This window comes from Candidatus Phycosocius bacilliformis (genome assembly GCF_003112735.1).
Classification (GTDB): Bacteria; Pseudomonadota; Alphaproteobacteria; order Caulobacterales; family Aquidulcibacteraceae; genus Aquidulcibacter; species Aquidulcibacter bacilliformis.
Window position 1 is genome coordinate 135,177 of sequence record NZ_BFBR01000006.1, and the last position, 21,696, is coordinate 156,872.

Consider the following 21,696-nt stretch of genomic DNA (forward strand, 5'->3'; position numbering starts at 1 on the left):
GCACCGGTCACTTGAAGTTGGCGTGGAAGGCGTCCACGAGCGCAACGGCAGAAGTCGCCGTCTGGTCAAAGATGATGTTGGGCTGGAAGCCCAAATAAAGGGCTGCCGCGATCAAAGGCACGAAGATCAAGATCTCGCGCGCATTCATGTCTGTGATGTCATTCAGCGCGGGATTTACGATGGTTCCGAAAATCACCTTGCGGTAGAGCGTCAACATATAGGCTGCCGACAGGATCACACCGCTGGCCGCGACCATGGCGGTTACCGGGTCGACGATGAAAGCGCCCTGCATGGTCAGGATTTCACCGACAAAGCCCGATGTGCCTGGCAAGCCGACATTGCCCATGGTGAACAGCATGAAGACCGCGGCATAAATGGGCATGCGGTTTACAAGTCCGCCATATTGGGCGATTTCGCGCGTGTGCATGCGGTCATAAATAACCCCAACGCAGAGGAACAAGGCCCCGGAAATGACCCCGTGGCTGAGCATTTGGAACAATGCTCCCTGCACGCCCTGCTCATTGCCCGAGAAAATCCCCATGGTCACAAAGCCCATGTGGGCGACAGAGGAATAAGCAATCAGCTTCTTGATGTCAGTCTGCCGGAATGCGACGAGCGAGGTGTAAACAATGGCAATGCCGGACAACAAGAAGACCAGCGGCGCAAACATGTTGGACGCGTCTGGGAACATCGGCAGCGAGAAGCGCAGGAAGCCATAACCGCCCATCTTCAACAGCACACCTGCCAGAATGACCGAGCCTGCCGTTGGGGCTTCCACGTGGGCATCGGGCAACCAAGTATGCACGGGCCACATCGGCATTTTGACGGCAAAAGAGGCGAAAAATGCCAACCACAGCCACGTCTGAGCGTGTTTGGTAAACTCAAATGCCTGCAGATCTGGGATTGAGGTGGTCTTGGCTGTTACCGCCATCCACGCCACAGCGATCAACAAGAAGAGCGAGCCGAGCAGTGTATACAGAAAGAACTTGTAAGCCGCATAAACCCGGTTCTTGCCGCCCCAAATCCCAATGATCAGATACATGGGGATCAGGCCTGCCTCGAAGAAAACATAGAACAGCACGATGTCGAGTGCGCAAAACACGCCGATCATCAGGGTCTGCAAGATCATGAAAGCGGCCATATATTCCACGACGCGCTTTTGCACCGACGTCCAACTCGCAAGGATGCAAAGCGGCATAAGGAATGCCGTCAACAGGATGAGCAGAACCGAAATACCATCAATCCCCAGATGATATTGGATCATGCCATACCAGTCGGCCCGCTCGACAAATTGATAAGCTGGATTGGTCTCATCAAAAGCAACAGTCATCCAGATTGCCAGAACCAACACGACCAAGGTCGCAATCAGGGCAATCCAGCGGGCCGCATTGGCGCGTGCTGCTTCCGGGCTGGTGATCAGCCGTGGCAGAAGCAGGATCAAAACGGCCGCCACACTTGGCGTCCATGTGAGGATCGAGAGGATGGGCAAGTTGTCCATGATAACCTCAGGCACCCCGGTAGAGAATAAATGCGCCAAGCGCGACCGCCGCGATCAGCATCAGGAAGGCATAGTGATACACATAGCCAGATTGAATCTTGACGGCTTTCTTCGAGCCAAAGTTCAAGGCGGCCGCAATCCCATTGGGACCTAATCCATCAATCAGCTTGCCATCGCCAATCTTCCAGAACAGGTCACCCAGAGCGCGCGCGCCCTTCACGAACACAGCCTCATAGAGTTCGTCAAAATACCATTTGTTCTCGAGGAAGGCATGGGCCAGCCCCTTGCGGTCAGCGATTTTCTTGCCAAGACCTTCATTGAACAAATAGAAATAAAGCGCTGCAGCCAAACCAATCAGCATCACCACCAGCGGGGCGTAGAAGACCCAGGTCGGCACTGAATATTTGTCTTTCAGGACGTTATTGTCGGGCGCGGTATAGATCGCATTGCCCCAGAATTCCTTGGCATAATGGCCGACAAAGGCATCATAGAAGATCGACCCGGCAAATACCGCCCCAAAGGCCAGGATAATGAGCGGTATCAACATCACCAGCGGGCTTTCATGCGGTCCATGCCAAGCATGGTGCGCATGATCATCATGGCTGCCTGCAGCGTCATGCGCCACTTCGCCGACATGGGCCACAGCTGGCTGGGCATGCGCATGGGCTGAATCGGACGTCTCATGGCCCGCGCCATGATCGTGGTCATGACCGTGATCTGCGTCCGCCTTCCACTTCGGCGTGCCATGGAACGTCATGAACGCCAGACGCCATGAATAGAAGCTGGTCAGGGTTGCTGCAATCAGCGCCATCCAGAAAGCCAACTGGGCCGCTGTGTTGCCCGTCATGCCAGCCGCAAACGTCGTCTCCAGGATCGCGTCTTTTGAGAAGAAGCCCGCAAAGCCAAAGGGTGTATGCGGGATGCCAACGCCCGTAATAGCCAAAGTGCCGATCAGCATGATCACAAAGGTGATCTTCATGTGCCGGGCAACATCGCCCATTTTGCGCATATCTTGCTCATGATGCATGCCATGAATGACGCTGCCTGCCCCCAAGAACAAAAGCGCCTTGAAGAAGGCATGGGTGAACAAATGGAACATGGCGGCCTGATAAGCACCGATCCCGGCGGCAAAGAACATGAAGCCCAATTGCGAACAGGTTGAATAGGCAATCACCCGCTTGATGTCGTTCTGGGCAATGCCAACTGTGGCCGCAAACAAAGCCGTTACCGCCCCGATCACCGTAATAAAGCCCGCCGTTGCCGGGGCTGCCTCATAGATGGGCGAGCACAGGCAGACGAGCACGACACCAGCCGTCACCATGGTTGCGGCATGGATCAAGGCCGACACTGGCGTGGGGCCTTCCATGGCATCAGGCAACCAGGTGTGCAGGAAGAATTGCGCCGATTTGCCCATCGCGCCGATGAACAAGAGGAAAGCGATGATTTCAATAGCTGGCAGGTGGAACACACCCCACGCCAGCATCATGTCGGCCTTTTGCGGGATTTGGTCAAAAACCTGTTTGAACTCAATCGAGCCAAACACAAAGAAGACCGCCATAATGCCCAAGGCAAAGCCGAAATCGCCAACCCGATTGACCACGAAGGCCTTGATCTGGGCGTCATTGGCCGAGCGTTTGTGATACCAGAAGCCGATCAAGAGGTAAGAGGCCAGACCCACCCCTTCCCAGCCGAAGAATAGCTGCATGAAGTCTGCCGCCGTCACCAGCGACAGCATGGCAAAGGTGAAGAGCGACAAATAGGCAAAGAAGCGCGGCTTATGCGGGTCTTCGGCCATATAACCCCAGCTGTAGAGGTGAACGAGCGAGGACACGCCGGTCACCACAATCATCATCACTGCACTGATGGCATCAAGGCGAATGGACCAGGTGCTTTTGAAGGCCCCTACGTCGATCCAAGTGGCCAGGCGAATGGGTTTAGCGGGCAGATGGAGACTATGGTTCCAATGGCCGATAAAAATGGTCGCGGCACATGCGGCAGCAACAAACAACAAGGCTGTGGCGACAAACATCGCCACCTTCTCGCCGATAAAGCGATTGAACAACCCACAAATCAGCGCCCCCAAGAGTGGGGCCAACACCACCACATGCGCGAGGGTTTCAGCAAGGCCAGAAGCGGCGTGAGGTTCTGCAGACACGCGTTAGCCCTTCATCAGATTAAGGTCTTCAACCGCGATATTGCCGCGGTTTCGGAAATAGACGACCAGAATGGCAAGACCGACAGCGGCTTCAGCGGCCGCCACAGTCAGCACGAACATGGCAAAAACCTGCCCGACCAGATCGCCCAAGAAGGACGAGAAAGCCACCAGATTGATGTTGACTGCCAACAAGATCAGCTCGACCGACATCAGAATAACGATGACATTCTTGCGGTTCACGAAGATGCCGAACACGCCAATGGTGAACAAAGCGGCCGCAACCGCCAGATAATGGGACAGGCCAATCACAGCACCACTCCTTGCCCGGGTTTCGGGTCAGTCATTTCAACGCCCTGCTCGCGCGTGCGCCCGACTTGGGCGGTGACATTCTGGCGGCGTATGCCATCACGGTGGCGCAAGGTGAGGGCAATCGCCCCCACCATGGCGATGAACAGAACAATGCCGGCCGCCTGAAACAGGAAAATATAGTCGGTGTAGAGAATGCGGCCGATCGCCTCAGCATTGGAGACGGCCGCCGCTGCGGGTGTTGGTGCGGCAATCGAGGCTGCGGCGACTGATTTTTCCACCCAAGCCCCGCCAACCATGACGAACTGGCCGAACAATATCAGCGCAATCAAGCCTCCAAACGGCAGATAAGTGAGGAAACCCGCTTTCAATTCGGCAAAGTCGATGTCGAGCATCATCACCACGAACAAGAACAACACCGCCACCGCGCCGACATAGACAACGATCAACAGCATGGCGAGGAATTCTGCCCCCAAGAGCACAAACAAGCCCGCGGAGGTGAAGAATGTCAGGATGAGGAACAGGACCGAGTGCACCGGATTGCGCGCCACCACGACCATGAAGGCCGAGGCGATGGCAATCGCACTCAAGATGTAAAAGGCAGCGACTGCAATCATCGCGTCTGTCTTCCCCTCTGCGCCTTTGCTCCCGGTGAGGGACGGCGCTGTTTCAACTCACATTTACCGCTGGCTATGGATCAGCCCCTCAGCGGTATGGCGCATCCAAAGCCAAATTCTTGGCAATCTCGCGTTCCCACCGGTCGCCATTGGCCAAAAGCTTGTCCTTGTCATAGAACAATTCTTCCCGGGTCTCGGTGGCAAATTCGAAATTCGGTCCTTCGACAATCGCATCCACCGGGCAGGCCTCCTGGCAGAAACCGCAATAGATACATTTGGTCATGTCGATGTCATAACGTGTGGTGCGGCGCGAGCCGTCATCCCGGGGCTCTGCCTCAATCGTGATGGCTTGAGCCGGACAAATGGCTTCACACAATTTGCACGCGATGCAGCGCTCTTCGCCATTGGCATAGCGGCGCAAGGCATGTTCGCCCCGGAATCGTGGGCTCAACGCCCCCTTTTCGAACGGGTAATTGATGGTAAATTTCGGCTCGAAGAATTTCTTCATCGCAAGGCCGAAGGCACCTGCAAAGTCGAGCATCAAAGCGCCTTTGAGAGCTTGGGCAATGCTCATGCCATATCCCCATTTCGATTATGCTTCGATGGCTTATCAACCATCAACAATCCCCGAGCGCCTGACAACGCGAGGAAGATGGTCGCAACAAACAGAAAAAAACCAAGTGGGATGAGCCACAAGCTATTCTCAGAAACCGTCCCACCGGTGTAAAGAAGGATGCAAGCGATGCCTAGGACAAAGCTCATGGCGCTCAGCGCCACGGTCACCAGCGAACGACGTTGATCCAAGGTAAGGCCCTTGTCCCAGTTTATGCCCGCCATCATCTACCTCCCGAAGTAAGCGACATGGCCGCCTACCACTGCCACGGCGACCAAAGTCGTGGGCAAAAAGATTTTCCAGCCAATACGCATCAGCTGGTCATAGCGATAACGGGGCACAATCGCCTTCACCATGGCGAACATGAAGAAGACGAGCCAAATCTTGATATAGAGGATCAAGAAGCCGACCCATGGGTTCTCAATCGGGCCCCAAGGTGCGTTCCAGCCGCCTAAGAACAGGATGGAGATCATCGCGCACATCAGCACGATGGCCAGATATTCCCCGATCATGAACAAAAGATAGGGGGTGGAGCTATATTCGACTTGATAGCCGGCCACGAGTTCAGATTCAGCTTCGGGCAAATCAAACGGCGGGCGATTGGTTTCGGCCAAGGCCGAGACAAAGAAAATGCCCAGCATCATGAACATCACCAGGCCAACGACAAAGCCATAGAGTGTGCCGACTACGCCTGCCCCTTCCTGAGGATTGATCAAGGCGCCGATGAAGGAAAAGGCGTGCCAATCCCAAATGCCCGCCTTTTGATGGTCGACAATGTCGGTCAGATTGAGGCTGCCAACCACCAAAAGCACGGTGATCAACACAAAGCCGATCGAGACTTCGTAAGATACCATTTGGGCTGCAGAACGTAGCGAGCCTAAGAAGGGATATTTGGAGTTAGACGCCCAGCCGCCCATGATGATGCCATAAACACCCAAGGACGACATGGCGAGCAGGTACAAAATCCCGACATTCATGTCGGAAATCACCCAGCCTGGCGCGAAGGGCACAACCGCATACGCAACAAAGGCCAAAGTAATGGTGATTAGTGGGGCCAAAATGAATACGGTCTTGTTGGCCCCGGCGGGAATAACAATTTCCTTGACGACAAACTTCAAGAAGTCGGCAAAGCTCTGCAACAGACCGAACGGACCAACCACATTGGGGCCCTTGCGCATCATGACCGCTGCCCAGACCTTGCGGTCAAACAACAGAATGAAAGCCAGTGTCAGCAACAGCATGACCATGATGGCGAGGATTTGGCCCACCCCGCCCAAAACGCCCCATACCGGGCCCCAATCGCGTACAAGATCCTGCATGGCTCCTACTCCGCGGCTATCGCAGCTTGATCAGCTGCTTTTCGGGCTTTTGAGCAGTCAGCCATGATCTGGCTGGCCCGGGCAATGGGGTTGGTCAGGTAAAAATCACTGATGGGACTGACGAACGGGGCGGCATCGACATCTCCAGCCACCCCAACGAGCTTAAGCTCGAGCGCTGTGCTGGCACCGGGGGCAAAATCTAGCCCGGCGAAGCTGGGGCAATCGGCCATCAATTTCGCGCGCAGCGCATCCAGATTGTCGTAGGGCAATGTCTTGCCCACCAGCGCTGAAACGGCCCGGAAGATTGCCCAATCTTCGCGCGCATCACCTTTCGGGAACACGGCACGACGGGCCTGTTGAACCCGACCTTCGGTATTCACATACGTGGCGTTCTTTTCGGTATAGGCGGCGGCGGGCAAAATCAGGTCTGCCCGTTGGGCACCGGCGTCACCATGGCTGCCGACATAAACCACAAATGTCCCGGCTGGAACGTCGATCTCATCAGCCCCCAGCAAGATCAGCGTATCTAATGCACCGGGCTGGACCATGGCGTGTGTTGTCAGGCCGCCCTGTGCAGGCAAGAAACCCAAATCGAGCGCGCCAACCCGCCCGGCGGCGGTGTGCACCACATTCCACCCATTCCAGCCGTCGCGCACGATCTTGGCCTTCATGCCGATTTCAGCGGCCAATTTGAGCACTTGGGCCCCATCGGGACGGGCCAAAGCACCCATGCCCACAATCACCATCGGGCGCTCTGCCTTGGCAAAACGCTTGAAGAATTCACCCTTACCTTTGGCCAGATCGGCCAAGGTCTTGGGGCCTGCTCCCAGATGGTCATAGCGATAGGTCAGATCGGCGGCTTCGCCAACCACACCAATCAAGTCCAAGCTGCCCCGCAACCAGGTTTTACGCACGCGCGCATTGATAAGGGGAGCCTCGGTACGCAGATTGGCCCCAATGATCAGCAGGGCATCAGCATCCTCAATCCCCATGATGGAGCTATTGAACAGATACTCACCGCGCTGTCCTGACAGGCCAATCGCCGCGCCGTCTTGGCGGCAATCAGTATGGGCAACACCAAGACTGCGCAGCAAATCCAAAGCAGCTTTCAGGCCTTCGGCATCGGCAAGATCACCTGCAATCGCGCCAATCCGGGACGCATCACCTTTCAAGCGCGCAGCGAAGGCTTCCAAAGCTTGTGGCCAGCTAACCGGGGCCAATTTGCCATTGGTTTTCAGGTAGGGCTTGTCCAGACGCTGGCGGCGCAGACCATCAACGGCGTGGCGGCTCTTGTCCGACAGCCATTCTTCATTGATCTCTTCATTAAGGCGCGGCAGCACGCGCAACACATCATTGCCGCGCGCATCAACCCGAATGTTGGAGCCAACGGCATCCATCACATCCACAGTTTCGGTCTTCTTCAACTCCCACGGGCGGGCATTGAAGGCATAGGGCTTCGACGTCAGAGCACCAACTGGGCACAGGTCGACCACATTTGCCGACAATTCGCTGGTGAGAGATTGTTCGAGATAGGTGGTGATCTCCATATCTTCGCCACGGCCAATCGCACCCAGTTCAGGCACGCCGGCAACCTCAGTGGCAAATCGCACGCAGCGGGTACATTGGATACAGCGGGTCATCACCGTCTTGACCAGCGGCCCCATGTTCTTTTCTTCAACCGCGCGCTTATTCTCATCATAGCGCGATCCAGCCCGGCCAAAGGCCACGGCCTGATCCTGAAGGTCGCATTCCCCGCCCTGATCGCAAATCGGGCAATCGAGCGGGTGGTTGATGAGCAGGAATTCCATGACCCCTTCGCGGGCAGCCTTCACTTTGGCGGACTTGGTCACAACAACCGGCGGCTCGCCATTGGGGCCCGGACGCTGGTCGCGGACTTGTTGGGCGCAGGAGGCAACCGGCTTAGGGGCCCCTTTGACTTCAACCAGACACATGCGGCAATTGCCGGCAACACTCAGACGTTCATGATAACAAAACCGGGGGATTTCGGCTCCGGCAGCTTCACACGCCTGCAACAGCGTGTAGTCGCCTGGTACATCCACTTCGGTTCCATCGACGACGATCTTCGTCATCCGTTTGCCCCATCCTTAGACACAGACTCAGCCACCCTGACCCGCCGCTCGCCGAAATACGACGCTGCGCCTCAATTTGCCACCGCCAATCGCACTCATTACTCAGCAAAATCCAGCCAGATACAGCGGGGTTATCATGCCAGCTCTCACCGCGTCACATGGTCACGCCATAGGGGACACAGATCATGTGGGTTGGGAGGATGTCAGCCGCCCTTTTCGGCCGTGTGTGGAGACGATTTGCCAGCATCCTTTGTCCAGACTGGGTGTCAGGCCTTGTCAGAGGCCGCTCACTCGCCGGTATAAAAATAGCCAAAGTGTCGGTCTGATGTGCCGTGGGGAAAGTGGTCAGCTGTTTGGAGACGCCGAGATGGACTGATCGCACGCCAAAGGGCCTAATGCCGAATGACGTAAATTGGCATATCTTTGAACGTCATCTCAGGAACTTTTGCGGCCAAGAGAGCCCAAACCGCGGCGGAAGTTTCATAGGTGCATTCTTCCGCCGAAGCCCCATCACAGACTGGCACCCGAAGCGCCAGCTCTTGATCTGGTGCCTCACTCCGTGTGGCTTTGATCAACACCATACCATAGTAGGCGGAGGCTGCTCGGTCTTGAGAAATGCGCAGGTCAGACTTGGTTTTGTGCCCCTCCGTATCCTCTGGGAGGTCAGACTTTGGGATCGCATAGCCATAGACGCGGCCCAGCGCGTTTGAGCCCAGATATTTTATTGAAACTCGGCCATTTAAGTCGCCCTCACCCGGTGACGACGCCAAAAACTGGATGCCATCCATGGTACGCGACAAACGAATTGTTTGAGGTGGTGGAAACAGAGATTCAAGCGGCTGAAGCTCCAACGTCACTTCAGTCACATCCTTGCCAAACGGCCAATCACGAACTGTGGGATACGGCCCAACCAATAATGTGCAGGCCGCCGTGAGCGCGAAAGCGCACAGCGCCAAGGCCAGTTTTGCCCACCGCCAGTCCCGACTGATCCGCTCCAAAGCCATGCTGAAATCCTCACCTAAAGTCAGGATTTGGGCACGCACTTGGCTATTCGTCAAACGATGAAAATGACGTCGGAGATATGTGATTTTGGCGACGTATTACGAGAGCAATTTGACCTGCTTGAAGTCGATTGGCCGATCACGCGAAGGGGGGACCAGCGACCAAGCAAACCCAAGCCCCACCTTGCACTTGTACAAGTTCCCTGCTAATAAACGAACATGTCCAATTCTGCGCTCGATGTCGTCACATATTCCCATGCCCGTCAGAACTTTAAGGCGGTGATGGATCGTGCCACCGATGACCACATGCCAGTCGTGATCAGCCGCCGCGATGGCAAGCCCGCGGTACTCGTGTCTCTAGAAGACTGGAATGGCATGCAGGAAACCGCCTATCTTTTGGGCACTGAAGCCAATCGCAAAGTGCTATTGGAGAGCATTGCCGAGGCCGAGCGCGGCGAAACAATAGAAGTCGAACTCGATGCAAATGGCGACATCCGGGTGGTCGGCGAACCATAGTCTGTCATGAAAATCAGCTTCACATCAACGGGTTGGACACAGTTCCAGCATTGGATGGAGCATGATCCTACTATGTTGGCGCGGATATCCAAATTGATTGAACACTGTCGCCGTTCACCCTTTCAGGGTATTGGCAAACCTGAGCCCCTGAAGAATGAATTACGCGGTTGGTGGTCCAGACGGATCGATGCCGAACATAGACTCGTGTATCGCGTCACGGGAACAGGCGACGATCAACGCTTAGAGATCGCGCAATGCCGCCACCATTATTGATTTAGCGTTTGCCGCAGCTACTCTGCCGCGATTGCGGCCCCTAAGACGTGGGGCTTGCCCAGACGATAGCGGTCGATACGTTCCTCGATTTCACCGCGGAAGCGCCAGATCAGGCCTTGCACCGGCCACGCAGCCGCATCGCCCAAAGCGCAAATCGTGTGGCCTTCAACTTGGCCAGCCACTTCCAGCAACAGGTCGATTTCGCGATGCTCGGCTTGTCCAACCGCCATACGTTCAAGCACGCGCCACATCCAGCCAGTGCCCTCGCGGCACGGTGTGCATTGGCCACAGCTTTCATGCTTGTAGAAATAGGCCAGACGGGCAATCGCTTTGATGAGGTCGGTCGACTTATCCATCACGATCACGCCCGCGGTACCAAGGCCCGACTTCAAGGCAGACAGACTGTCAAAGTCCATCAAGGCATCTTCAGCCATTTCCTGGGTGATCATGCGCACCGATGACCCGCCGGGAATGACGGCCTTCAAATTCGACCAACCGCCGCGCACGCCGCCGCAATGTTCTTCCAACAGATATTTGAGCGGGATCGACATTGCATCTTCAATATTGCAGGGCTTGTTGACATGGCCCGACACGCAGAAGACTTTCGTGCCTGTATTATTCGGGCGGCCAAAGCCGGCAAACCACTGGGCACCCCGGCGCAAAATGGTTGGCACCACCGCAATTGATTCCACATTATTGACCGTGGTGGGGCAACCATAAAGACCCGCATTGGCCGGAAATGGCGGCTTGAGGCGCGGCTGGCCCTTCTTGCCTTCAAGGCTTTCGAGCAGAGCGGTTTCTTCCCCGCAAATATAGGCCCCTGCCCCGTGATGGACATAAAGGTCAAAGTCCCAACCGTGGATGTTATTCTTGCCGATCAGCTTGGCCTCATATGCCTCCTTGATCGCTGCTTCCAAACGCTCGCGCTCCAGCACATATTCGCCGCGAATATAGATGTAAGCGGTATGGGCCTGCATGGCGAATGAGGCAATCAAGCAGCCTTCGATCAGCAAATGTGGATCATGGCGCATCATATCACGGTCTTTGCAGGTTCCAGGCTCAGACTCATCGGCATTGACGACCAGATAATGCGGCCGATCCTTCACCTCTTTGGGCATAAAGGACCATTTGAGGCCTGTCGGAAAACCCGCCCCTCCTCGGCCCCGCAGACCTGAATCCTTGACCTGCTGGATGATCCAGTCCCGGCCCGCATCAATCATGTCCTTGGTGGCATTCCACGCCCCACGCTGTTTTGCCCCATCTAAGCGCCAGTCATGGCGGCCATAGAGGTTGAGAAAGATACGATCTTTGTCGGCAATCATTGAAAACTCTGACGGTTAAGCGTGGTCGTTTGTCTTGAGGCTTCTATAGGGCTTCACGCAGCCTGCCAACGACTTTTGCTTGGGCAAGTGCACTTGTCCTGCGCAGGTCGAAACTCTCATCAATGGATCTGTGTTTCTTAAAAAAATGCGGGTTGATGGTGATATTCAAAGCAGTCGCCTCAGCTGCAAGGGTCACAGAATGTGGCGACAAGGTCCAAGTGGTGCTGCTTGGCCTTGAGACAATCAAGTTGTGGAATTGTGGGAACACGATGCAACCCGTCTCTTTCATGCACCTTGGGGGCAGCGCGCATGGCTTTAGGCACCCCAAGCGCCTGCGAATTTGAATAGCCAGATCAAGCTACTGTCGCCATCATGCAGACCAAATTTGGAGACATATGATGCGCAAGACTTGGGTGCTTCATGGGGCGTTGGCAGTTATGGCCGCGCAGATCGCCACGCCTGCTTTCGCCCAAATCGTCAAGCCGAGTGAACGGGCGCAGGCGGCCAAGCAGCACCCAGAGCTTCTGCGGCAATTTGGCGGAGAGGTTACCGGCCCCGTCGCGACCTATGTCAGCGCAGTCGGCAACAAAATCGCCACGGCCGCCACCTTGAAGGATCAATGCACGTTTACCGTGCTCAATTCTGATGTGGTCAATGCTTTTGCGGTTCCTGGCTGCTATATTTACATCACGCGCGGCCTGCTGGTGATCATGAATTCAGAGGATGAGCTGGCCTCTGTGCTGGGGCATGAAATTGGCCACATTGTCGGCAAACATTCCCGCAAGCGCACCCAGACCGCCACTTTGTCAACGCTTGGAGCCATTGCGCTTGGCCTTGCAACGAAGTCTGAAGACGTGATGCAGACGGCAGGCCAATTGGCCCAGATTTATACGCTGTCTTATTCGCGCAATCAGGAAAATGAATCCGATGATTACGGCGTCCGCTATCTGACAGCGACAGGTTACAACCCATATGCAGCTTCTGACATGCTGGCCGCACTCGGCGCACAAGAAGCCCTTGATGCACGTGTGAAAAACCGACCCGTCAATTCGACACCCAGTTGGGCACGCAGTCACCCGATCACCAGCGAACGTGTGACCCGCACCGCCAATGCTGCCGTGGCAAGCAACGCCAGCCGAGACCGCCCGCCTGAACTTGTTCGCCCTTATTTGACGGCTTTGGCTGGGATGCGGGTTGGTGATGATCCTGAACAGGGCTTTGTCGACGGCCGTCGCTTTTCCCATCCCGGCATGAAGATCACCTTTGAAGTCCCGACTGGCTTTGCGCTGAAAAACAGCCCGGACGCGGTTGAAATTGAAGGTCCGAACCGGATCAAAGGCCAGTTTTCTGGAGGGGCAATCCTATCAGGCTCTTTGTCCGATTATGCCATCGCGCGCGCACGGTCCGCTTTGGGTCGAACCCCAGCCAGCATCGGCATTCCGACCCCAGGCACTGTCAATGGCCTGCCCACCGTCACACTGCTCGCCAGAGCGCAGACCTCGTCTGGCCCGGTGGATGTTGGTATCGTGGCCTATGAAGTTCAGGGCCGTGCCGTTCATTTCGCCATGATTGGTCCTGCCAACGCCTTATCACCCAGCTTTCCCATCACCCAATCCTTCCGCACGCTGAGTGCGGTCGAGGTTTCAGCCCTGCGCCCACGTGAGCTTGAAATTGTGACCGTCCGCAGTGGCGACACTGTCGAGAGCTTGGCTGCGCGCATGGCCTATAGCGACTTCAAGACAGAGCGCTTCTTGATGATCAACGGCATGCGAGAGGCCCGCCCCCTAAAGCCAGGCGAACTTCTAAAGATCGTCCGCTTTAGCCCGGCTGGTCGCTAATGCGTGAAACGTGGCACAAGCACTCCACGCTGTGAGGCTGGCACATAGGCCATAGAGCAAGCGCGCGGCCACATCGCGCGTATAGAACAGACCAAACCGAAGCCATGCCCCAGTGACAACAATCATCACAGCCAGCATGAGCCAGGCGGTGGTGCGGGGTAGGCGCATAGAAATCTGCCAAGGCCGCTCTATGCCTTTGAAAATCGCAAGGCCAAGCAGGCTAACGGCTGCAACTGCCATGAGATTGAGCGCCCAACGATCAACGACAAGCAAATCATCAACGGATTGGGCTACCCATGACAAAAACATGGAGGCCCAAAAGGCAGCGTCACTGGTGACAGGAATCCCAATGCGGTTTGGATCATTTTGCGGGCGAAGAAAGGGCGGCTTGGAACCCGTATTCATGGGAAATCCAGCCCCTGACCTTGGCCTAAGCCTTCTCGGGCAAGTTTGGTAGTTTGATCTTTTTGGCGAGGCTGCCGTCAAACAAGCTCTCGTCCTTCAAGACATTGGGGCCACCATCGGGTGCACTGGTTAGGCGACCAATAGCAGAACCTGGCGTGACGTCTTTGCCAGCGGCCAAATCGTCGATAATCGCGCTCAAGCTCTCAGCCGTCAGATCTTCATGGTAATAATCGTGGATGGCAACGATGGGCGCATTGGCGCAGGCCCCCATGCACTCCATTTCTTCCCACGAGAACAAGCCATCCGGCGTGACATGGTGGTGATGGCCAATGCGTTTCTTGCAGACGTCAATCAAGTCGCCAGAGCCGCGCAGCATGCAGGGCGTGGTGCCGCACACTTGCAAATGATGTTTGCCGACCGGGGCCAAGTGGAACATGGTATAGAAGGTCGCGACTTCATAGACGCGGATATAGGCCATGCCGAGATCGAGCGCGATCTTGCGCAACGCAGGCTCGCTCACCCAGCCTTCTTGCTTTTGCGCCAGCCATAACAGCGGGATCACCGCCGATTGCTTGCGGGCTGCTGGATATTTACCCAGCCAAAACGCAACTTTCACGGCACTATCTGCCGACCAATCAAACGATTTGGGCTGAACTTCGGGGGGCGCGAGACGACGTGTGGCCATGACTAAATGCCTTGATGAGATTTGCCAGAGTTATTGTGTTTGCGGGCGGAGATATCGGCTTCCTCAAGCTCTGCGAAAAGCGGGAGAAGCGGGCCAGCATAGAAGAGCGACAGCACACCGGCAGCTACAAACAAGCATGTGAACCCGACGACCCAAGACCAGATTGTACCATTGAGCCATAACGCACTCGCTAATCCTAAGTAGGCGATATACATTGAAACACTTGGCAAAAGGTCTCTTAGATACAGAGCTTTGCGTAAGGCCGCGTCGCTGCCGCGAAAATGGTTCCGCAGTCGTTTGAATTCCTTGCCATCCCTTGGCACAAATGTGAAGGCAAAGGCGGCCAAGAACACCCAAATATACCAAATCAAGTCAGGCGAAGAATCACTCATTTCACAAAGTCCACGCGCGCGATTTTCCCGTCGCGCACGGTGTAAATCGCCAGCACTTCAAAGGGCTCGCCCTCAGGGCTGCGACGGACGCGCTCGTGATCGACGACGACATTGCCGCAGGCGAGACGGTTCACAAGCTCGGCATGGTTTTTGGGATATTGCGCAAATACCCCTTGATAGCGGGCGCGATAATCGCCGATGCCATGCAGGTTTTCTGCGCCATTGAGGTCCGCAATCACCACATCATCGGCAAAGCAAGCGACATGGGCATCGAGGTCTTGCTTATTATAGGCTTCAAGCTGTTTGGCGACGACCGCGACGGCGGCCGCTTCATCGCCTTGCTGCGAAATCGACTCACAGCGCGCAATCAAACCATCGCGCACAGTATAGATCATCATCACATCGGCGGCGGGGGCTTTAGACCCCTCACCCGGCTCGGAATGTTCGCGTTTGATGGTAACATTGGCCAAGTCCATCCGGCCCAACACCTCGGTGCGGTCCATGGGATAATCAACCAAATGGCGCGCATACATTTTTCGCGCCCCGTCCTTGCTGGTCAGCCAGGGTGCGCCACCAAAGGGCGAGACAGTGTAATCATCCGCTAATGTGGCCAACACGCCTTCAAGGTCGTTGGCGGCATAGGCAGCATAATTGGCATCAACCGCATGAACCATCACCTGTCCACCTCACCAAACACGATGTCGAGCGAGCCAAGGATGGCTGACACATCCGCGAGCATGTGGCCTTTGTTCAGGTGACTCATCGCAGCCAAATGGGCAAAGCCTGGGGCGCGGATTTTGGCCCGGTGTGGCCGGTTGGTGCCGTCGGCCACCAGATAGACACCAAACTCACCCTTGGGGGCTTCAACAGCAGCATAGACTTCGCCTGCTGGCACATGGAAGCCTTCGGTATAGAGCTTGAAGTGATGGATCAGCGCTTCCATCGAGCCCTTCATATCGGCGCGACGCGGCGGGGTCACTTTCGAGTTTTCTGCGAGAACCGGGCCCTTGGGCATCATCTCAATACATTGCTTGATGATGCTGGCACTCTCGCGCATTTCATCCATCCGGCACAGGTAGCGATCATAACAATCGCCATTCTTGCCCACAGGCACTTTGAACTTCAGCTCAGAATAGACTTCATAGGGCTGACTACGGCGCAAGTCCCACGCAATACCCGACCCACGCACCATCACGCCCGAGAAGCCCCAGTCAAGAATGGTCTTCTGGTCAACCACGCCAATATCGACATTGCGCTGCTTGAAGATGCGGTTATCGGTCAACAGGGTTTCGATATCATCGCAAAGCTTCAAAAACGGGTCGCACCAGTCATAGATGTCGCGCACCAGCACATCGGGCAAATCCTGATGTACACCGCCGGGGCGGAAATAGGCCGCATGCATGCGCGAGCCCGACGCCCGCTCGTAAAAGCCCATCAGCTTTTCACGCTCTTCAAAGCCCCACAGCGGCGGGGTCAGTGCGCCCACATCCATGGCCTGGGTGGTGACATTGAGAAGATGCGACAGGATGCGGCCAATCTCTGAGAAGATCACACGGATGAATTGCGCCCGACGTGGCACCTCAATCCCGGCCAAACGCTCAATCGCCAAGCACCACGCATGCTCTTGGTTCATCGGAGCAACATAATCCAGCCGGTCGAAATAGGGCATAGCCTGCAGATAAGTCTTGTATTCGATCAGCTTTTCGGTGCCGCGATGGAGAAGACCAATATGGGGGTCGACGCGCTCTACAATCTCGCCATCCAGCTCCAGCACCAGACGCAAAACGCCGTGGGCGGCGGGGTGCTGAGGCCCGAAATTGATGTTGAAATTGCGCATGGCGGTCTCGCCCGGCAAAAGCTCAGCCGAAGCGGGGGTTGCAGGGGTCTGATTTCCGTCGGCCATGAGCAAAGTCCTACCAGATCATACGCGGAACAGCGTCCGATTCACTGCGCTCTTGTGGGCCAAGATGACCGCAGGATCAATAGTTTTGCCTGCGGTTTTCATGCGCATGCGTTCAAGAATTCGCCGCAGAAACCAAACCCAAATGTTTCACAAAAGGGTCAAAGTCGCGATCGCTGAAAAGGAGGGGAATATCGTCTATGATGCATCGCGTTGCGATCAGCGTATCGATAGATTTGCTTGGCGTAATGCCGATCCCTCGCAACTGGCGGTAATGTTGTGCGGCATGGATGGCGCAATCGGGGCCTGCAATCGAAATAGTCCTGTAAGCACCCAATTCTTGAAGGACCATTTGTGCCTGTTGTTCGTTCCGTACCCCCTGAAGAAGCTCCATCAAAACCAGATCGCCGATCAGAATCTCAACATCCGTGTCCAAGAACAAATCGAGTAAGGCGGACTCTTTGCTATCCACCGCCCGGAAATAGTCAATGAGAACACTTGTATCAACGATGATCATGGGGAACCGAGCGGATCGCGCCGCATCGCGTCAAGATCCCCAATCCATTCCACCTTACCGCGCAAAGCACGCAACCCGCGACCCTGTCTGCGTCGGTCCAACAACTCCCGCAACGCGGTTTCAACGGTTTCCCTCTTGGTCGAAAACCCGCCTTCCGCCATGGCAGCGGCCATCAAATCATCATCAATTTCTATGTTCGTGCGCATTATGTGTATCCCTGACAAGAGATCTACACATTACCCGCAAGAATAAAAGGAAAAAGATAGGCTAAGAACTACTCGGATCATCACGCGGCACGCGCAAACGATAGGCATCAAGCGTGAGCGGTGTGAGTGGCTTATACATCACATGGCTCAGATGTGTCTTGCCAGTCGGGGCGGTGCCTTGGCGTTGGCGGGTCTTTAAAAAGCCGTGACGGGTCCAAAACGCCATCCCGCGCGGATTGCCTTCCAAAACACCCAGACGCAGCACATCCATGCCACGTCTAGCCAACCACGCTTCCAAGCCTTGATAGAGAAGATGCGCGAGACCTGTACCCTGCAAGGAGGTCGCGACTTGAAACAGGCCGATATGGCCAACGCCCGTGTCGATCATGTCTTCGGTAACATCAATGATGGCAGCGATTTTGGCGGGATCTTGACGGCGGCGCGCGATGAGCTTGTGGGTATGGGTCCAATTAAAAGATGCGGGCGGCAGGTCGGTCAGAAAATCCTCAACCCACTCGGTCTCATCGGGCACTTCCCCCGTTAGAAACACATCATATTCCGGATTGTCGCGACAAAAGGCTGCCAAATCGGACCGGTCTGCATCGGTTGCGACCCAAATATCGGTATCGGCAAGGGAGAAGACGGGTTGGTGATCCATTCGGCTGGATTAGCGGCTTTTGTAGGCTGCGTCACCGGGATGGGACACACCCTGCGTCGGCAACCTATTCGGACTTTGCAGCTTTCGGTGGCTCTTCCAAATTGGCTAGCGCATCGCGAATGTAAGGTAAGTTGCGCAAAATCATGCCGACCGCAACAGCGCAACCGATTACAACCAAAAAGGTCAATAAATTGAAATCAAAGTCACCCATCATGAGGTCATTTTCATCCATAAAGAAAATGCCAAACATCATAAACGCAAAGATGGTTGCTTCAATCGAAGCTTCAAGAAAGCAATAAAAAAGAAATTTACCGCGCCCCAAGATTGCAGCTCTTCCGCGCTTACGTTGGAGCGTGAAGAGCAGTTTTACGATGAACATGATCCCAAAATACAAGGGAAGAGATTGCAAAAAAGAGTGCCACATAAAAACCGCTCGCGCGCCAAGTTCAAGCCTTAGCGTCGCAAAATTTCAACCTGAGGTCAAACCGTTTTTACGAGTGGGGCGGTTTACTAATGGTCGTTTCACTTGGAACGCCTTTGCTGCAGGCTATGCCTACGCAAAGGCCGTGTTCGAGCTTGCGCAATAAAAATTATCGGGCGGCTCTAATGGGAGCAAAGCGAGGCATAGAGCCGTTCCACGTGTTGTTTCGGTTGCAGATTGAACTCCCCAACCCCTACTCGGCGGCCTTCTCATCGCCCGGCAGCATGCCTTCCCACGGGCTCAAGAAATCGAAATTGCGATATTCCTGGACGAGCTTAACAGGCTCATAAATCACCCGCTTCTGCTCTTCATCATAGCGCACTTCACCATAGCCGGTGAGCGGGAAGTCTTTGCGCAAAGGATGCCCGTTAAAGCCATAATCGGTAAGGATACGACGCAAATCCGGGTGGCCGGAGAACAAGATGCCATACATGTCGAAGGCTTCCCGCTCAAACCAATCCGCCGCCGGCCACAATGCACAGGCGGATGCCACCGGTGTGTCTTCATCAGTGGTTACTTTGACGCGGATGCGCAGATTATGGCTCATGGATAGCAGATGATAGACAACATCAAACCGCTCAACCCGATCCGGGTAATCCGCCCCGCAGATGTCCACAAATGAGGAAAAGCCTTCAATGTCGCGCAAATGGCGCAGCACGGCGATATTGTCATCGCGGCGAACCAGCAGAGTCAATTCGCCTGCAGCTTGGCTCGCCGAGATGATCGAGGGGCCCAAGGCTGCAGTCAGACGCTCCTGCAAGGCGGTGAGGTCGCTCATCGCTCAATCGTTCCTTCGCGACGGATTTTCTTCTGCAATTGTAGAATGCCATACATGAGGGCTTCTGCTGTCGGTGGGCAGCCAGGGACATAAATATCCACCGGCACAATCCGATCGCAGCCGCGCACCACAGCATAGCTATAGTGATAATAGCCCCCGCCATTGGCGCATGATCCCATAGAGATCACATAGCGCGGGTTTGGCATCTGGTCATAGACTTTGCGCAAAGCCGGGGCCATTTTGTTGGTCAAGGTACCCGCCACGATCATCACATCCGACTGGCGCGGGCTGGCGCGCGGGGCAAAGCCAAAACGCTCCATATCATAGCGCGGCATCGCCGCTTGCATCATCTCAACCGCACAGCACGCCAATCCGAATGTCATCCACATCAGCGAGCCGGTACGCGCCCAAGTGATGAGATCATCGGCAGCGGCCACAACAAAGCCCTTATCGGCCAATTCATCAGACAGGCCCGAAAAGAAAGGATCATTGGGGATAATTTGGCTTGGCAGTTCAGTCCCGACAGGAAGCGCGCCGCCACGTGGGGGAAGCTTTAGTTCCATTCCAGAGCCCCTTTCTTCCACTCATAGATGAAGCCTACCAACAAAATACCGAGGAAACTCATCATCGACCAATAGCCAAAGGGCCCGATCTCATCGAGCGCGAGGACCCATGGGAACAGGAAAGCAATTTCCAAGTCGAACAGGATAAACAGGATCGAGACGAGATAGAATTTCACGTCAAACTTCATGCGCGCATCATCAAACGCATTGAAGCCACACTCATAGGTCGACACTTTTTCCGGGTCAGGGCTTGAAGGTGCCAGAACCCACGAGGCCAACATAAAGGCACAGCCCAATCCAGCTGCAATCACCAGAAAGATCACAATCGGCAGGAAATCGAGCAGGAAAGCATTGGAAACCAGCGTCTTTTCAACGCTGGGCGCTGCCTGACTCACTGCTGCCACGACGCTGTCGGCCATAGGTGCCCTCGCAAAACATTCCAGACGACGCCCCGAAAATCGGTCCGCCGCTGCTGGTTGAATCTGGCTTTTACTAGGCTGGTGTGGGCCTTGGTGCAATGCGCGATGGCGGTAAAGTCCTGAGAAATGTCACCGTTTTCAGGCCAGTCCAGCAAAACAATCTGCCACCACATCGGGATGGGTCAACATGCCGTCACGACTGGTCGGCACATCAATCCAATTCCAGCCGACTTCCTTGCCGGGTCCCCACATCGCCGGGCTTGATGGCGCAAATGTCTGCAAGGTCGTGTGCACATATGTGCGCTTATGGTTCTCCCAGCCGCCATTGGCAAAGCTGAGCTTCTCGGTCCATTGCCCGGCCGGATGCCAGCTCAACTTGCGCTTGAGCAAGGCGATATTGGTCGTATCCTCCTCAGGCACCAGCATTTTAAGAGGATAATGGTCGAAAAACACCATTTTGTAGCCGTCGATGAAGTGGGTCTGGCGGTCTCGCCACCACGCAGGCCAACTGCCATCCGCCTCTGGCATCACCCAAGCTGGGCGGGTGCGCGTGGGAATAAACGCATCAAAGAAGACCAGTTGGGAAATCCTGCGCCCCAGCCGATCGGCCACACCTGTGATCGTCAAACCCCCAAAAGAATGGCCAACCAAGATGACATCTTCGGCGTCTTCCATCTCAATTGTCGCGCATATGTCTTGTACGTGTGTGGTTAGATTGGTTTCAGGGCGGATCAAGTGGGCCCGCTCACCACATCCTGTCGCGGTAGGGGTCAGCACACGATGACCTTGCCTCTGCAGCCTTTCAGCAACCTGTCGCCACACCCAGCCACCATGCCAGGTGCCGTGAACCAGCACAAAAGTGCGTTTGGGTGTTGATTGCACTGCCGGAGCAGCCACACTAGGACTTGTCTCAACTGTCGCCAGTCCGGCAGCTCCTGTGGCGGCCACCAACGTCTGGCGGCGGGTCAAACTGTGATTGTGTGCAGACTTCATTGCGCGTCTCTCTTGCAACCAGCCGCCCAACCCGTCTAAACACCGTGCCAATGCCGGTTTAGCTCAGCAGGTAGAGCGCCCGATTTGTAATCGGATGGTCGCGGGTTCGATTCCTGCAACCGGCACCATTTCCCTCACATTGCCACAAAAC

Annotated in this window: 26 protein-coding genes and 1 tRNA gene; 4 read left to right on the forward strand and 23 right to left on the reverse strand. The window is 55.5% G+C overall.

Features of this window, described 5'->3' with window-relative positions:
- Positions 1–7 precede the first annotated feature (7 nt).
- The 9 genes from PbB2_RS10610 to PbB2_RS10650 all read right to left on the reverse strand — a co-directional run bounded on the left by PbB2_RS10610 (position 8) and on the right by PbB2_RS10650 (position 9,656).
- Positions 8–1,498 (reverse strand): NADH-quinone oxidoreductase subunit M, encoded by a 1,491-nt coding sequence (locus PbB2_RS10610; protein ID WP_108985293.1) that lies wholly within the window; start codon positions 1,496–1,498, stop codon positions 8–10.
- A 7-nt stretch (positions 1,499–1,505) separates the two neighbouring features.
- Positions 1,506–3,653, reverse strand: a complete 2,148-nt coding sequence (nuoL, locus tag PbB2_RS10615) for an NADH-quinone oxidoreductase subunit L (protein WP_108985294.1) — start codon at positions 3,651–3,653, stop codon at positions 1,506–1,508.
- Positions 3,654–3,656: 3 nt separating this feature from the next.
- Positions 3,657–3,962 (reverse strand): NADH-quinone oxidoreductase subunit NuoK, encoded by a 306-nt coding sequence (nuoK, locus tag PbB2_RS10620; RefSeq protein WP_108985295.1) that lies wholly within the window; start codon positions 3,960–3,962, stop codon positions 3,657–3,659.
- The gene (locus tag PbB2_RS10625) at positions 3,959–4,576 is read right to left on the reverse strand and encodes an NADH-quinone oxidoreductase subunit J (RefSeq protein WP_108985296.1); all 618 of its coding nucleotides are present in this window, start codon (positions 4,574–4,576) and stop codon (positions 3,959–3,961) included. Before PbB2_RS10625 ends, nuoK begins: the two co-directional genes overlap by 4 nt.
- Positions 4,577–4,664: 88 nt before the next feature.
- The gene (gene nuoI, locus PbB2_RS10630) at positions 4,665–5,150 is read right to left on the reverse strand and encodes an NADH-quinone oxidoreductase subunit NuoI (RefSeq protein ID WP_108985297.1); all 486 of its coding nucleotides are present in this window, start codon (positions 5,148–5,150) and stop codon (positions 4,665–4,667) included.
- Complete coding sequence (locus tag PbB2_RS10635) at positions 5,147–5,413, reverse strand: hypothetical protein (protein WP_133245785.1); 267 nt, start codon at positions 5,411–5,413, stop codon at positions 5,147–5,149. Before PbB2_RS10635 ends, nuoI begins: the two co-directional genes overlap by 4 nt.
- Positions 5,414–5,416: 3 nt before the next feature.
- Complete coding sequence (nuoH, locus tag PbB2_RS10640; protein ID WP_108985299.1) at positions 5,417–6,508, reverse strand: NADH-quinone oxidoreductase subunit NuoH; 1,092 nt, start codon at positions 6,506–6,508, stop codon at positions 5,417–5,419.
- A gap of 5 nt (positions 6,509–6,513) precedes the next feature.
- Positions 6,514–8,598 (reverse strand): NADH-quinone oxidoreductase subunit NuoG, encoded by a 2,085-nt coding sequence (gene nuoG / locus PbB2_RS10645; RefSeq protein ID WP_108985300.1) that lies wholly within the window; start codon positions 8,596–8,598, stop codon positions 6,514–6,516.
- A gap of 392 nt (positions 8,599–8,990) precedes the next feature.
- Positions 8,991–9,656, reverse strand: coding sequence for a hypothetical protein (locus PbB2_RS10650; RefSeq protein ID WP_133245786.1), 666 nt, complete (start codon positions 9,654–9,656; stop codon positions 8,991–8,993).
- A gap of 162 nt (positions 9,657–9,818) precedes the next feature.
- Between PbB2_RS10650 and PbB2_RS10655 the strand changes: the two genes are divergently transcribed.
- Positions 9,819–10,115, forward strand: coding sequence for a type II toxin-antitoxin system Phd/YefM family antitoxin (locus PbB2_RS10655; RefSeq protein ID WP_108985302.1), 297 nt, complete (start codon positions 9,819–9,821; stop codon positions 10,113–10,115).
- A 6-nt stretch (positions 10,116–10,121) separates the two neighbouring features.
- Positions 10,122–10,388: a Txe/YoeB family addiction module toxin gene (locus tag PbB2_RS10660; RefSeq protein WP_108985303.1), complete on the forward strand. Its 267-nt coding sequence runs from the start codon at positions 10,122–10,124 to the stop codon at positions 10,386–10,388.
- A gap of 17 nt (positions 10,389–10,405) precedes the next feature.
- Here the strand turns inward: PbB2_RS10660 and nuoF are convergent, their stop codons facing one another.
- Positions 10,406–11,710, reverse strand: a complete 1,305-nt coding sequence (gene nuoF, locus PbB2_RS10665; RefSeq protein ID WP_108985304.1) for an NADH-quinone oxidoreductase subunit NuoF — start codon at positions 11,708–11,710, stop codon at positions 10,406–10,408.
- Between the two features lie 398 nt (positions 11,711–12,108).
- Between nuoF and PbB2_RS10675 the strand changes: the two genes are divergently transcribed.
- A complete protein-coding gene (locus PbB2_RS10675; RefSeq protein ID WP_192576292.1) occupies positions 12,109–13,548 on the forward strand; it encodes a M48 family metalloprotease in 1,440 nt (479 codons plus the stop codon).
- Here the strand turns inward: PbB2_RS10675 and PbB2_RS10680 are convergent.
- The 13 genes from PbB2_RS10680 to PbB2_RS10740 form a co-directional block, all read right to left on the reverse strand.
- Positions 13,513–13,953: a hypothetical protein gene (locus PbB2_RS10680; RefSeq protein WP_108985307.1), complete on the reverse strand. Its 441-nt coding sequence runs from the start codon at positions 13,951–13,953 to the stop codon at positions 13,513–13,515. The two genes, PbB2_RS10675 and PbB2_RS10680, sit on opposite strands and share 36 nt — an antisense overlap.
- Before the next feature lie 25 nt (positions 13,954–13,978).
- Complete coding sequence (gene nuoE, locus PbB2_RS10685; RefSeq protein WP_108985308.1) at positions 13,979–14,638, reverse strand: NADH-quinone oxidoreductase subunit NuoE; 660 nt, start codon at positions 14,636–14,638, stop codon at positions 13,979–13,981.
- A gap of 2 nt (positions 14,639–14,640) precedes the next feature.
- Entirely contained in the window at positions 14,641–15,030 is a 390-nt protein-coding gene (locus PbB2_RS10690; protein ID WP_108985309.1) for a hypothetical protein, read from the reverse strand.
- Positions 15,027–15,704, reverse strand: coding sequence for a nuclear transport factor 2 family protein (locus PbB2_RS16095; RefSeq protein WP_192576293.1), 678 nt, complete (start codon positions 15,702–15,704; stop codon positions 15,027–15,029). The genes PbB2_RS10690 and PbB2_RS16095 overlap by 4 nt, the downstream gene beginning before the upstream one ends.
- On the reverse strand, positions 15,704–16,933 hold the full coding sequence (locus PbB2_RS10700) for an NADH-quinone oxidoreductase subunit D (protein ID WP_192576294.1): 1,230 nt from the start codon (positions 16,931–16,933) through the stop codon (positions 15,704–15,706). Before PbB2_RS10700 ends, PbB2_RS16095 begins: the two co-directional genes overlap by 1 nt.
- Positions 16,934–17,045: 112 nt before the next feature.
- Positions 17,046–17,447 (reverse strand): type II toxin-antitoxin system VapC family toxin, encoded by a 402-nt coding sequence (gene vapC, locus PbB2_RS10705; protein ID WP_108985310.1) that lies wholly within the window; start codon positions 17,445–17,447, stop codon positions 17,046–17,048.
- On the reverse strand, positions 17,444–17,653 hold the full coding sequence (locus PbB2_RS10710; protein WP_108985311.1) for a type II toxin-antitoxin system VapB family antitoxin: 210 nt from the start codon (positions 17,651–17,653) through the stop codon (positions 17,444–17,446). The genes vapC and PbB2_RS10710 overlap by 4 nt, the downstream gene beginning before the upstream one ends.
- Before the next feature lie 61 nt (positions 17,654–17,714).
- Positions 17,715–18,311 carry a GNAT family N-acetyltransferase gene (locus PbB2_RS10715; RefSeq protein WP_108985312.1) on the reverse strand — a complete coding sequence of 199 codons (597 nt, stop codon included), beginning with the start codon at positions 18,309–18,311 and terminating at the stop codon, positions 17,715–17,717.
- 64 nt (positions 18,312–18,375) lie between these two features.
- Positions 18,376–18,690, reverse strand: coding sequence for a hypothetical protein (locus PbB2_RS10720; protein ID WP_133245787.1), 315 nt, complete (start codon positions 18,688–18,690; stop codon positions 18,376–18,378).
- Between the two features lie 295 nt (positions 18,691–18,985).
- Positions 18,986–19,570: an NADH-quinone oxidoreductase subunit C gene (locus PbB2_RS10725; protein WP_108985314.1), complete on the reverse strand. Its 585-nt coding sequence runs from the start codon at positions 19,568–19,570 to the stop codon at positions 18,986–18,988.
- Positions 19,567–20,133, reverse strand: coding sequence for a NuoB/complex I 20 kDa subunit family protein (locus PbB2_RS10730; RefSeq protein ID WP_238164973.1), 567 nt, complete (start codon positions 20,131–20,133; stop codon positions 19,567–19,569). Before PbB2_RS10730 ends, PbB2_RS10725 begins: the two co-directional genes overlap by 4 nt.
- A complete protein-coding gene (locus PbB2_RS10735; protein ID WP_108985316.1) occupies positions 20,124–20,552 on the reverse strand; it encodes an NADH-quinone oxidoreductase subunit A in 429 nt (142 codons plus the stop codon). Before PbB2_RS10735 ends, PbB2_RS10730 begins: the two co-directional genes overlap by 10 nt.
- A 138-nt stretch (positions 20,553–20,690) precedes the next feature.
- Positions 20,691–21,545, reverse strand: coding sequence for an alpha/beta fold hydrolase (locus PbB2_RS10740; protein WP_108985317.1), 855 nt, complete (start codon positions 21,543–21,545; stop codon positions 20,691–20,693).
- A 52-nt stretch (positions 21,546–21,597) separates the two neighbouring features.
- On the opposite strand from PbB2_RS10740, the gene PbB2_RS10745 reads away from it, so the two are divergent.
- Positions 21,598–21,673 (forward strand) — tRNA-Thr (locus tag PbB2_RS10745).
- Positions 21,674–21,696 lie beyond the last annotated feature (23 nt).